This is a genomic window from Actimicrobium sp. GrIS 1.19, from assembly GCF_035984655.1.
GTDB lineage: Bacteria > Pseudomonadota > Gammaproteobacteria > Burkholderiales > Burkholderiaceae_D > Actimicrobium.
In genome coordinates, this window is sequence record NZ_JAXCHT010000046.1 from 1 (window position 1) to 13,077 (window position 13,077).

At 46.6% G+C, this 13,077-nt stretch carries 10 protein-coding genes; 4 read left to right on the forward strand and 6 right to left on the reverse strand.

Annotated features, from left to right (window positions below; all coding sequences use genetic code 11):
- Window positions 1-54: 54 nt before the first annotated feature.
- Both RCH09_RS18675 and RCH09_RS18680 read right to left on the reverse strand, forming a co-directional pair.
- Window positions 55-2,433 carry a DNA methyltransferase gene (locus RCH09_RS18675; RefSeq protein WP_326942658.1) on the reverse strand — a complete coding sequence of 793 codons (2,379 nt, stop codon included), beginning with the start codon at window positions 2,431-2,433 and terminating at the stop codon, window positions 55-57.
- The gene (locus RCH09_RS18680) at window positions 2,430-2,630 is read right to left on the reverse strand and encodes a type I restriction-modification system subunit M N-terminal domain-containing protein (RefSeq protein ID WP_442785064.1); all 201 of its coding nucleotides are present in this window, start codon (window positions 2,628-2,630) and stop codon (window positions 2,430-2,432) included. The genes RCH09_RS18675 and RCH09_RS18680 overlap by 4 nt, the downstream gene beginning before the upstream one ends.
- A 426-nt stretch (window positions 2,631-3,056) precedes the next feature.
- Between RCH09_RS18680 and RCH09_RS18685 the strand changes: the two genes are divergently transcribed.
- The 3 genes from RCH09_RS18685 (at window position 3,057) to RCH09_RS18695 (ending at window position 7,874) form a co-directional block, all read left to right on the forward strand.
- Window positions 3,057-3,491, forward strand: a complete 435-nt coding sequence (locus RCH09_RS18685) for a hypothetical protein (protein WP_326942659.1) — start codon at window positions 3,057-3,059, stop codon at window positions 3,489-3,491.
- A 100-nt stretch (window positions 3,492-3,591) separates the two neighbouring features.
- Window positions 3,592-5,724: a DUF262 domain-containing protein gene (locus tag RCH09_RS18690; protein ID WP_326942660.1), complete on the forward strand. Its 2,133-nt coding sequence runs from the start codon at window positions 3,592-3,594 to the stop codon at window positions 5,722-5,724.
- A gap of 344 nt (window positions 5,725-6,068) precedes the next feature.
- Window positions 6,069-7,874 (forward strand): ATP-dependent nuclease, encoded by a 1,806-nt coding sequence (locus tag RCH09_RS18695; RefSeq protein WP_326942661.1) that lies wholly within the window; start codon window positions 6,069-6,071, stop codon window positions 7,872-7,874.
- A 296-nt stretch (window positions 7,875-8,170) separates the two neighbouring features.
- Here RCH09_RS18695 and RCH09_RS18700 read toward each other — a convergent pair whose 3' ends face one another.
- The 4 genes from RCH09_RS18700 to RCH09_RS18715 all read right to left on the reverse strand — a co-directional run bounded on the left by RCH09_RS18700 (window position 8,171) and on the right by RCH09_RS18715 (window position 11,562).
- Window positions 8,171-9,097, reverse strand: a complete 927-nt coding sequence (locus RCH09_RS18700; RefSeq protein ID WP_326942662.1) for a recombination directionality factor — start codon at window positions 9,095-9,097, stop codon at window positions 8,171-8,173.
- A gap of 119 nt (window positions 9,098-9,216) precedes the next feature.
- Entirely contained in the window at window positions 9,217-10,218 is a 1,002-nt protein-coding gene (locus tag RCH09_RS18705) for a YqaJ viral recombinase family nuclease (RefSeq protein ID WP_326942663.1), read from the reverse strand.
- A 77-nt stretch (window positions 10,219-10,295) separates the two neighbouring features.
- Window positions 10,296-11,255, reverse strand: coding sequence for a DUF932 domain-containing protein (locus tag RCH09_RS18710; RefSeq protein WP_326942664.1), 960 nt, complete (start codon window positions 11,253-11,255; stop codon window positions 10,296-10,298).
- Window positions 11,256-11,418: 163 nt separating this feature from the next.
- Window positions 11,419-11,562, reverse strand: a complete 144-nt coding sequence (locus tag RCH09_RS18715) for a hypothetical protein (protein WP_326942665.1) — start codon at window positions 11,560-11,562, stop codon at window positions 11,419-11,421.
- A gap of 292 nt (window positions 11,563-11,854) precedes the next feature.
- On the opposite strand from RCH09_RS18715, the gene RCH09_RS18720 reads away from it, so the two are divergent.
- Entirely contained in the window at window positions 11,855-12,613 is a 759-nt protein-coding gene (locus tag RCH09_RS18720; RefSeq protein ID WP_326942666.1) for a PEP-CTERM sorting domain-containing protein, read from the forward strand.
- The last annotated feature ends 464 nt before the right edge of the window (window positions 12,614-13,077 follow it).

Sequence of the window (13,077 nt, forward strand, 5' to 3'; positions counted from 1 at the left end):
CTGCTTAATAATTAAGCAGGTGATTCAATCACGTGGGTCAAATTTGGATGAAATTTATTGCCCGAAGTGGGTCAATTCTGGGCGATCGTCAACAGCTTTGATCCAAACATTGTGCATAAGGGATGAAATAAGTCCAAAGATATGGATTTCACCCGTGTATATGACTTGAGTAGCGTTGGATGCGACAAAAGATTTATCAAGAAATCCAAAGGGGATATACGAGCGGCGGTCCGACCCATGGATTGGAACTAAAATTGAATTTGTCGCAATGTAGCGTGGCTCGCCAAAACGATGTGCGGAAGAGGCAAGGGCTCTCGTAGCTGGCTTTGTGCTATCCAGTCTAAATTTTCGGACTAAACGTATACGTTCCATTATTTCTGGAATAACTTGGGCTTTATTCAGATCGATATCTTCGATCCAAAGGCACCAACGCTCCTTGTTCTTCGTATGCTCCGAAGCGCCAATATATCGCTTCAAGAATTTTTTAGCCTCCGGTCGCTTTTCGAGCAATGCGACTTTTTCAGACGGTTCCAGCAAAAGATTTCCGCCGTCAGTAGGTTTGCTACCGTAAGTCATAGAGGGAAGCTTCGATAGTGGCTTCGATCTCTTTGGAAGAATGATATTTCGCTTGGTTGCTACTAAATAAGGATTGATATTTTCAACCTTCTGTGTCAGGCCAGCGTTGAAAATTATTTTTTCAGCCACAGAAGCATTTCGTAGGCCGATAATTACGCAGTAGACGGCAGCATTTTTTTTTGCATTGTTCTGCCACCTAAAGGATTGATGGACAAAACCAATTTCTATATTTTGGTCGAAGATGCGAGGCCAAAGTAATCCAACTTGTTCACCTTGGCAAATCGAATTGGTGGAAACAAGAGCGAGTTGCGCACTTTTCCCCTGAATATATTGTGCACCTTTATAAAACCAACTTGAAATAAGGTCGATCGATTTGTAACCTTCTATTCCTTGAAAGACGTGCGCAACATCATCCTTCTGTTCATCAGACTGACGACTGGAGCCGAGATACGGTGGGTTACCAAGAATAAAGAATTGACTACCCTCTGAGGCGGGACATACCTTATTCCAATCTTCTCGCAATGCGTTGCCGTGGACAATATTTCCACTGTTCTTTAAAGGAAGCGCCGGTTCACATTGCCCGAAACTGGCCTTAAACTTCATGTTCATCTGATGCTCGGCAAGCCACAGCGACAGGATGGCTACCTCGTGAGCGAAGTCGTCAAGCTCAATGCCGTAAAACTGAGAAAGCTTGATTCGTGAAAGCGGAATGAGACCGTCTTCGGAAAGTTCCTGCAACCGCTTAAAAATCTCCATTTCAAGCTTGCGTAATTCCTTGTAGGCAATTATCAAGAAGTTTCCTGATCCGCAAGCCGGGTCAAAAACCTTCAAGTGCTCAAGCCTGAGCAGCAACTGCTCTAACTTCGCCTTGCTATCCGATTGCTTATCAAACTCGGCCTTCAGTTCGTCTAAGAAAAGCGGCTCGATCACCTTCATGATGTTGGGCACGGACGTGTAGTGCATGCCCAAATTTCCCCGTTCGTCGGGGTCAACCACGGCCTGAATCATGGAACCGAAAATGTCAGGATTAATCTCTGACCAGTTTAGATCGGCACCACACTCAATAAGCATGGCACGGGATCTTCTGTTGAATTTCGGAACCGCTAGCTTGTCGGCAAACAGGCCGCCGTTCACATACGGGAAATCCGTGAGGTAGTCAGGAAGTCCCTTACGCTTCTCCAGATTCATGACGTCAAATACACGGGTCAGATAATCGTCGAGATCAGAACCGTCTTCCGCCGTGTGAGAGGCGATATGGTTGGTGAAAAGCTTCGGCTCAAAGATGCTTGTATCTTCCGCAAAGTAGCAGAACAGGATGCGCGACAGGAACACGTTTTGGGCGTGAATTTCCTGGGCCGATACGGCGGCATTGCTGTCTCTCAACAAGTCGAAGAGCTTCGCCATTTTCTCGGCGGCTTTGACATCGGCCGGGTTTTCGCCTCGCGCTTGAGACTTCTCCAGCCCTGCCCACGGAAGAAAAAAGTCAAATTTCTTGTTCAGCTCCGCTAGCGGGACGTCAAGGGTGTCTTGAGTCTTCGTATCGATGGCTAGAAGTTGTATGCCGTTGATCGCAATGATGAACCTAGGTTGATGCCTATCGACTACGTCAGCATGTTTCATCTCATCAATGACTGACAGAAGCTTGTCGCTGCTCGTAGATTTGAAGAAGACTTGCTTCTTCCACAGCACCTCATCTGCCTTCTTGGATAGGTTGTAGCTCCCCGTGCCAACGATCTTCAGGCGGGTGATTGAGGCTTTGGGTTTTCCGTAGCAATCCAGCAGGTTGAACAGAAATTCAACTTGATCGATCTTGCCTACAAGGGCTTTTACTTTTTCTTCTATTTGGGCAATGTTCATTGTTCGATTCCCTGATCCTCTCGTGCCTCCACTTCTTTCAGCACAGCTGGCTTGGTGGCTTCCAGTACGCAGTCCATTCGTCGCAAGAGCGTGAACGGGAGAATCACTTTGCCGTAATCGGATTGCCGGTAGTCTCCACGAAGAAGATCGGCTATCGACCAAGTGAAAGATGCGAGTTCCGTGAAATTTGCCGCCACTGTGAGTCCTTGGATTTTGATATCGATCGATTGTAAGGGGTGGCGGCACCCACGTGGGTGGAAGTAACGGAAGGATTTCAGACCGCGGATTGCTTCAGCCTGACGCACCAACCCACGAAAAACGAAAATTTGGTGGGTTCGCTATCGGCCGAGACCCGCATGGCCATTGGGGTTTGGGCTGTTTCAGAACTCTTATATATATACTAAATAAGCATTGAAACAGACGGTCTTCGCCGACCAGGCACAGCTGCATACGCCATCATTCTCGATTGGCTTCTGCAGAAAGTTGCGATAGTATTAATTCATGTCAACGGCGAAACTGCGTCGGCTGAATAGCAATCCTGAAGATCACACGCCGTGAGTACCGAACGGGAGGATCGACGGAGGTTTCTTGAACGACGATAACGCATTTGCATTGGACCGAGCATGGGCTACAAATACGGAGAGATGTTCGCAAGGCTTGATGTGCCTGGCATGGGGCATCTGGGTGCTAAGTGGTGCGGACTCAATTCTCAAGGGACTCTTGTAATGATGTCGCACGAGAATTTCTATCAAAAAGTCAATTCCCCATCGTCAGGACCAACGTACTATTACATCGGCATTGGTCATTCAAATTTACCTCAGGCATCAGCTTCCGCGAATGGAAGTATCAGAATGATCGCAGAGTATTTCGCCGAAGGAAAGGACATCATCCTGGCAGTTGGGACTTTTACGACTGATGGCGGTTATTCCGCCGACGGTCAAATTTTACCATCTGTATTCAAAGAAGCATCAGGACGAGTAGCAAACTCAAAGATGCTGCATTTCGATCGCGAGACGGGAACTATTGCATGCGAGGTGATCGATTTCTGCAATGTGTAACGATACAAAGTTGCACGAAGAAATGCAGCATATTGTATAAATCAACAAATTTATTTAAATTGCGTTGCATTCTAAAAATTCGAAATTCCAAGGGAAAAAGGTGAAGCCATATACTCGTTCCATTATTGAATTGTTCGATGGGAAAAAGCGGTATCTTATTCCCCTGTATCAGCGACAGTATGCATGGAAAATTAAGCCTCAACTTGAATTTCTGTGGGAAGACATAGAGCGAGCCGTTCACAGCCTAACAACCAATAGAGTTGCTTTGTCGCCCCATTTTATGGGCGCTCTCGTTGTTATGCAATTAAAAACATATGGGAAAGAGGTTCAAGCGTTTGAAATTATCGATGGGCAACAACGATTAACTACATTTGAACTTTTACTTGCTGCACTTCGTGATGTTGCTATTGCAAACAACTCCCGATATGCCGATGAGCTACGTAAATACTTGCTTAATGATGGTGTAATGCAATCACCGCAAATCGAGTGCTTCAAATTGTGGCCGTCTTTGACTGATCGTCGGGCATTTGTCTCCATAGTAGACCCTTCTGCCGATTTGGACGCAGTAGCTCCGAAACCAAATAATGAAGATAGCCATGTATATAGATCTACAGTTGCGCATGCCTTTTTTAAAGAGAAGGTTGAATCGCACGTACTGATTAATGGGAAATTTGAGGAATATCGCTTTGAAACACTTTTTGAAGCCCTCAAGGAAGGCCTTGCAGTCGTATCCATCGAACTTGAAAGTGGGGACGACCCCCAAACAATATTCGAAACATTGAACAGTCGAGGAATTGATTTAACAGCGGCAGATCTGATGCGCAACTTCATTTTCCAGCGAGCAAAAGGCTTGGGGCAGACAAACGGAGTACTCGTTATTGATAAACTGTACGAAAAGCACTGGCACCCCCTGGACGGCTCTTTCTGGATTCAAGAGGCATCACGAGGGCGCCAGAAACGTTCGCGTCTCGACTGGATGTTGACCGATCATCTTTCGATGCAGGTTGGTGACTTGATTTCGGTCGAATCTCTATTCGAAAATTACAGACGTTGGATATTGAGCAACCAACCATTCCCAACTGTCGAAGCAGAGCTAGAATCGATTACCTTGACTGCTGGGGTTGAGACGAGACTGTTCGCACAAAAAAAAGGTGATCCTCTCGGCGATTTTGGTCGTTTTGCTGATGCGTTCGACGTTTCTACCGCTATGCCTCTCGTGCTATATCTCGCGACTGAAGCTGATATTGAAAATGATCTCTCTCGTGGATTGGGAATACTAAAAAGCTACATCCTTCGACGAGATATCTGTGGCCTCACGACAAAGAATTACAACCGCCTCTTTGTTGGATTAATTTCCCGCCTAAGAGTGGCGGATGGAAATAAAGTCGATGAAATGTTCGCCTACCTGTCCAGCCGTCAGTCAGATACGGATCGTTGGCCTGACGACTCCGAATGGGAAAAATCTTGGATGAGTCGAGATCAGTATAAGACAGCACGTCAGCCTAGGTTACGTTTCCTATTCGAATCGATTGAATTAGAAAAACGAACAGCATTGAACGAGGACATAGAAATTAAGTCAGATTTGACGATCGAACACATTATGCCTCGGAGTTGGCAAGAGAACTGGCCGATTCTTGGTTTTGAATACCTGGACGAAGGCGATATCGATCGAAACCTTGATTATTTGACTAAGCAATCGGAAAGAGAGGTTGCTGTAAACAAGATTGGCAATCTAACACTTTTAACTGGCTCATTGAATACCCTTGTCTCAAATGGGCCATATTCGGTAAAAATGCCCGCTGTAAGATCGCATTCCAGTCTTGCTCTTAACCGTGAACTCAACAAGTTTGAGGATTGGGACGAGATATCTATTTCCAAGAGAGGGCAATCTCTATTTAGCTGTGCATGTAAAATTTGGGAGGGGCCTGACCACCAGACAGACATTAGCTTTGCAACCTCAAACTGGAGTAGTCTAATTAAGCAAAGCGCAAAACTTCCACCTGATGGTACGTTAGTACGATTTACGTATTTCGGAAAATTAGCTACCGGTAAGGTAGTTGACGGTGATTTGTATGTGGATGGTATGGAAGGCAAATTTAGTTCACTTTCTTCGGCCTCATCGGCGATAACGGGAACGAGCAGAAATGGATGGAACGACTGGTATCTACTCGATGAACAAGGAAACTGGACATTAGCAAATGAGTGGAGGCAGCTTGCAGCTCATGCTGCATGAAAAAGGTCGGAATCAGTCAGGGGAACCAATGACAATCATCCTGAGAAGATGTTGCCAAATATTTTTCTCACCAACTAGAGGCACCCTACGGTAACTCACCTCCGCCGAGAATTTATGTGGGGCGGATTCGATAAGAAAAATAGGGATCGTGCGATAAGTTGGCGAGGACGGTGGTGATGAGGTCAGAGAGAAGCAATACGGACTCGGTACCGTTTGGGTAACAGAGAATCACCGCAGCATCTAATACTATGAAATACCTGCATCTTGGAATTTGCGTCGAACCCGAAAATCGAGGCAACTTTCGGTTGAATTTCATTCCGTAACGAACTTATAAAAAAGTCAAAATGCAAATCGATGAAATACACTTGTGGAAATTCAAACAATTTAAAGAATCTAAAGTTGCGCTTCGGTCAGGTTTGACGCTGCTTGTCGGCGGGAATAATTCAGGGAAATCTTCGTTATTACAAGCTGCAGCGTCATGGCAATTCTGTAAGACAATTATTGAAATTGAAAAAGGGGTGAAGGCATGGACTCTAAATTCCAATGTGCAGGGTGTTGGACTTGGAATAGTTGACTTCACTCCCTTGAACGTGCCTTCGCTTGTACATCTCTGGACAAATCTAAAATCTCAGAAAACAACTGAACAAGACGGATATACATTGAAAATCAAAATCTTTTGGTCAGATTTGGTTGGCGATGAAAAGTTTTTGGAGTTTGGAATGTCCCTTGCAAATGACCGCCTCTTTGTTAAAACCACCGCAACAAATCTCGCTCTGGAGGATATTCAGGATGCGAACGGAAATCTGATTCCGGAGAGTGTTCCAAATCTTGCCTACATGCCGCCGTTTGCAGGCATTACAGAGCGTGAAACTAGATTAACAACGGCCATGCGGGCCCGTCTTATCGGACAAGGTTTATCAGGTGGAGTAATTCGAAATGTAGTTTACGATATGTACGAAGCAAACAAACAAAAAAGACTGAAATTAAAAGGCGCGTTATCGAAAATTGGAAAAAGAGAATTAGAGAAATTGCGCACAACTGATTCTTGGGAAATTTTACAAAAAACTTTGCAAGAAATTTTCAATGCTGAGCTATCGATAACCCCTTTTAACGACCGTTATCACAGTTATTTAAAGATCGATTGTATCAAAGGAAATTTTGAAAAAGGAAAATTCAAAAGATATCCAAACTTTTCACCACGTGATCTTATGGTTGAGGGAAGTGGTTTCCTTCAATGGCTTAGTGTGTTTGCGCTGGCTCTTTCAGAAGATTTAGATGTAATTCTATTGGATGAGCCCGATGCTCATCTTCATCCCACATTGCAACAACAGTTAGTGGAGAAATTAAAGGAAATCGCAGACAATAGGAATAAGCAAATTTTTCTTGCGACCCATTCAACTGAATTGATTAGGAGTTATGAATTCAACCGAATTCTAAGGCTCGAAAACCGATCCGGTAAATATTTAAGCCAGAATGAGCAAAAAATTGGAGTCCTCGCCGGAATCGGTGCATCTCACTCACCTCAGCTTCACGCCTTAATTAATATTAGAAAAATGCTCTTTGTTGAAGGGGAAAGTGATGAACGATTCCTCAGAATACTTTGCGAGAAAGCTGGTTTTAGTTGGCCAAAAAATCTTGTCGTATGGCGTTGGACGGGAAAGCATTCCGAAAGATTACAATTATTTCTGCAGCTAAAATTCCAAATACCTGAATTAAAAGCAATAAGCATTCGTGATCGGGATAACGAAGATATCAATTCGGTTGGTGAGGATTTGGTAGAAAAAGGATTCGCCTTACATGCAGGATTTAGTGCCCTTAAATGGCGCAGGAGACACATAGAAAATTATTTATTTTGTGTGCCTGCTATAGCAAGGGCTGCAATAGGTGTGAATGAAGAAACTATTCGGCTATTATTTGTTGAGCATGCAATTTCAATATCTCCCGATCTTACGGCAAGTGAGGTGCCAGCAGCAATCTTTGATGCGCATGGGAAAGCGATCATGAGCGAAGGAGAAAACTCAATCGTACATACTTTCGGCTGCACTCGTGACGATATCGCTAGGGCGATGAAAAGTGAAGAAATCCCGACCGATATAAAAACGTTCTTTTTGAAACTTCACGAAATGTGCGAGATAGAAACTAGTGTCTGATATTTGATTCAGATGGCGTCAGAAAATGGAATTAATATTGTCGCTAAACGGATGGGTGGCTGCCATCGGTCGAACTAAGACATTCACAAAGTGGCACATGGTGTCAGTTGAAGTCACGATTTGCGCACCTGATGGCCTATGAAAAAAATGCCCCCGAATCAACGGGGGGGAAATTAGTGACAATCAGCCACCGAACATGCGGCCCAATATCTTCCTCACGACCCAAAGCCAGACAACGGCAACGGCGATCAGCAGCACGGGAATGCCGAAGCAGACAAACAGGAAACGGACGAGGATCATGCTGTGACTCCCGACTGATTCACCACTCTTTTATCAAGCTTGTCCTTGAGACTCGGCTTGCTGGAAGAAGCCGGTGCTGTAGCGCTGGACGGACCGTCAGCGCTGTCGGCACTCCCTTCGCCGCTGGAATAAAACTCCTCCACAATCGCTGGAATTTCTTCTTCCGATTCCTCGAACGCACCATTGGCAAATCCGAGTGTGGCAGCAGCATCGAGCGCAGCCTGGTCGTACCCTGCAGTCTTCCTTCTTTCATCGCTTTTCCGAGCTTCGGCAATGGCTTCCTCCAACGTCATTCCTTCCCTGACGGTGAGATCGACGTAGTAAATTGGCGTACGGTGGCTCTGCGTCGTGGACTTTCCCCGCAGTCGCAACTCCAACGGAAGACATGCCAACAAATTCCCGGAGACCGCTTGGTAATACTTAAGCCGTGCTGCCAGTGAACGGATGCTGTTGTAGCCGGTGGTACGAAAGATGAACGACCCCAGCTCATCGTCGTCACCGATTTGCACATTCAAACGACCATACGGCTTGCATAGACCACCCTTGGCAAGCTCGCAACCCTCTGGCGAAGGGCAAGGTAGGGTTTGCATTCCGGAAGCCGTGTAACGCCTGCATTGTTCGCCGTCCCCAACGCACATCGGCCTCCCATTGGTACGATCAAACATGCTGTACTCCGCTCGCAAATTCAAATCCGGATCGTTGAACAGCACTCGGACCGGAATGGAGCGGAGCTTTGCGTTTGCCGATTCCTTCCGCAGAGCTTCATCCAATGGATGCAGGACCCAACCGTCCTTGTTTTGTACCTGGCTCGTGATCGTGAATTGATCATCTTTTTCCGGTAATCGCTTCCCGTTCTTTTCCACGACTTTCCCGATCGATATGCGCCCCAGTATCGGTGGCGTAATGGCTAATCCTTTGATCATTTTTGACTCCTTAAAATAGCAAAGCCCACCCCAGTTTTCCGCAAGAGGCAGGCAATGCAAACAACCCCAGCGGAGGGGCAACTGACGTCGGTACTTACTGCGATTGAACTTCGGAGGGACTACGGTGAAATCAGAAAACGACGACTACCGGGTTTGACGAGGGGATAGCGCAGGGACAAATCGGGTTGGTCTTTCAAGAGTGCTGCCATGTCGATGCCGAGTCCGTCCTTGCTGCGCTTCCATGACACCGATCCGGTCTCGAACTTGGCTCTACTTGCGTTCCCCATGCGTTGCTGAATACGTTGCTTGAGTTCGGCTTCAACTTTTTCGCGGCTGGCAATTTCGTCACGGGCCAACACAAGATCCGCAAACGCTGAAGACATATCCCGATCATCAGTTAGGTCCAGCGTATTCCCTGAGTCGTGTGGGTAGAGATACTGCAATGCCTTGCCAGAAGAATCGCTACCATCACTAGGTGGGGGACTATCCGAGGTGACATAGGTCCAAAATTTTCGCTGCAATTCAATCAGCCTGGCGATCAGTGCGTCATCGCGGTCGATACGGTGAATACGAATTTCTTGACCACAAATCAGGACGCACACATCGGCAGCCGTCTTGCCAGTGACACTGAGTTGGTGCTGCAGTTGGAGTTGAACGTATTCAGGCACACCGTCCTTCCAAAGTCGTGAACCAAATTCACCTGCGGTTTTGCATTCCAATATTTGAACATCACTGGCGCCGTAAACCTCCCTATCGATATTGGCGAGCATAAATGCCATATTTGGGTCGGGGTGTTGCAGTACTGCGTTGATACGCCTGACGCGGTTGCCGGTCCGTTTTGTGTAATGCGCTGCCACGATCGGCTCAAGTAAAGTTCCCCAATACATCGGACTGGTTTCATCGTTCGGATCGACCTTTGGCATGGCCGTGTCTCGGCCCGTTTTGATCATCCACAACTCGAGCTGGGACTGATATGGATTCAACCCAACAGCTGCAGCCGCATCGCTGCTTCCAATGCCACCCTTGCGAACGCTCAGCCAGTCTTCCCGGCTCATTTTTTTAGTTTCTACCAATCTTAAAGCTGGTCGATTGGCCTTTCCTGCAATTGCGGGATTGCTCATGCTGCTCTCCTCAAAAATGAAAAAAGCCCGACCGAAGGGTTAGCTCTGTCGGGCTCGTCGTGATACGTTGGAAGAATTTAGGTAGTCATCAGCAATGCCTGGTCAAGTGCCTTCTGTTTAAGAGTTGCACCCTGCCCAAACCATGCCGATTCCAGGCGATGGTCCACGCTTTGTGCTCGACGTTCATGGTCGATAAACTCGGTCACAGCATTGAGGAGACCAAACGCAGTCCCCTTCGATGACGCAAGGTCCGCACCTTTGCCTTGCCCGGAATACAATGCTGACGCCATCTTCATTGCACGTTCATTTGTCAAACCTGTTGCGGTGTTGCTCGGGTCAGTGAAAACACGCAGGAAATAATTCATCGATTCGTGCGACTTCACCTTGCGCTCAGACAGTGTTTTCATGCGATACATAAAACCGTCCCATGCAGCGACCGAGGTACCCAACTGCTTCTTGACGGCTTGTGGATCGAAGGAAGTGGAATGAGGCACCTTGACTGCACCAGAACCATTGGCAAGCGCCACTGCCAACGTGTTATTGCAGACCACACGGATGCTGGTGAACTGCGCCGTTGTCGCCAATGTGCCATCGCATGCCGTTGCCAGAAGCAAGTAGCCGTTGACGATGTCATTTCCTTTGAGCGTTGCCGATTGATTTGTTTTCGCCAATGCCCACACTTTGCGACCACCTTTCAAGATGCCGGCAGTTTCTAATTGAAAGCCGGAAATTTCTGTCAGGTCTCTGTAGAACTCAAGAATTTCACGGGGTTGAACCACCTGATATCGGCTTGATACGACCGACAGCGGAGCCTTGGTGTCAGACCGGTACAGAACCTTCTGGTCCGGAAACGACATGATTGCGCCCAGACTACCGACGCTTTCGGTCATAAAGCGCACCGGGGCTTCCTTGATTTCAAAATTGATGCCGGACTCTTGTGCCCAGACTTCGATGGGCTGGTGGGTGCTAATGCGGTTGCCTAAGCCGTGCCAAGGTGTGGCGTTGGCATAGGCCATGGATTCGACGAGATGTGCCATTGGGTGTTCCTTCAGTTTTAGGTGGACGTAGCCGTGCCGCTGCCGTTGCGCAGCTGGAGAGGCCATTAGGTGATCTTGATAAGTGGTAATTCAGCCGATTGGCTGGAGGGGGAAAACTGAAATTGCGGTGGTTGCTGCCGGTGGGATGTTACGAGGTTGTGGATTAGGCGTAGTCGTGGCTGCGATTGTTGCCGTGGTCTGAACTACGGTCGAGGTTGCCCATGAGGCGCTCCTTGAGATAGCTGGCAATAACGGCGATGCCTTCGACGAGCAGCACGAGCAGAAAACTGATAACGGATGGGTTCATTGTGAGTCCTTGGAAAGTTGAACGGGGGAGATCTGCTGCACCGCTCTTATACCAAGGACAACGTTGAAAATTGACGGGTTTAATGGCATTCGAAATTTGAGCGACGTGTTTCATTCAAGCCCCGCTCAAATTAAAACATGGGGTGACGTCCGTTCAATGCGAGGGGCGTTGAATGTCTGTTCAATCAACAATGTCGAACTTTTAGTGGGAACAACAGTAATAAGGCAGAACTGTGACAGTCGTAGTCCGAACGGATTTTTCATGTATTTTTTACAACATAGCTTTCAATTAAATGGCATCATCGGCCACACGCGCTTTGCGCTTCCCTTTCTTTCTCCTCCAGATAAGAATCGAATGGGTATTTTTTTTGAAAATATTTAAACAAAGTGAACAAATGAAAATATCTTTATTTGCGTTTTTATTACTCGTTAGTTTAAGAGCTTTTTCGTCAGATTATTCAGAGGCAATAACATTACATAACTCGTGGGGAGTGGGATATCCGGCGAACTACGGTTTAAGTATTCGCTTGGATGACGATCCATCACACAGCTCAGAAATTGAATTGAATTACGTTCCGGGGTTGAGTTTTCGTAAAGCTGCGACAATTCAGGTAGCTGGTGGAACATTGGATCCCGCAGCACAAGCTTTTTTGGCTCCGTATGGAGAGGAATTTAGTCTCGCGACAATGCGGAATAATAATTTTCAAAATATAGGCGGTGCGATTTTTGGCAGTCAAATCAACACCGGAACGATCATCAGTGCGGACCGGCGATACCTAACCAGTGGAACCTTTTACCTGGCGATTGCAAGCACACCATCGTTTTATAGCGGCTATTATCAAACCACTCCCTCAGTCTTTGGATGGGCAGAATTTTCATACAGTCCCTCTGGCCTTCAACTTCTAGCTAGCGATTTAACTTATGACGGAGCCGGAATTTTCATTGGGACAAATGAAGTTATCCCTGCGGTTCCAGAACCAGAAACCTACGCCATGATGATTGCCGGCCTGAGCCTTTTAGGCTTGATAGCTTGGCGCAAAAAATCAGGTTAAAAACTTCACCGTACGCCTCACGAAGCCACACTAGGGTGATCCTATTGTGGCTTTTCCATTTACACCAGCGTAAAAAAATTAATCCCGAGCATCCGGCGACTGTCGCTATCTGATTTTCGGAGAAATCTGAAATCTTTCCTAACCATCACGATTCGCAAATTTCAATAATCTCGCTGCCCACCACGTCTTCAGCCATACCCATGGTTCAAGTTTTTTCAATCTTCCGAAAATACAGATTTAGCAGGTTAAAATATATATGACAGGCAATTAACAGGTAATTGTTCTGATCCTAATAAGTAAAAATAAAAAGGAAAATATATGTTTTATCTACCAACGAACAGCGTAAAAATAGCAGTAGCTCGCCTTGGGTGTTCGCGCCGACCCAATATTGATCCACCGTGCCGATCGAAATTTGACCCAGGGCTGGGCGCTGCGTTGTTGAATAGCAGCTGTGGATAAGTGTA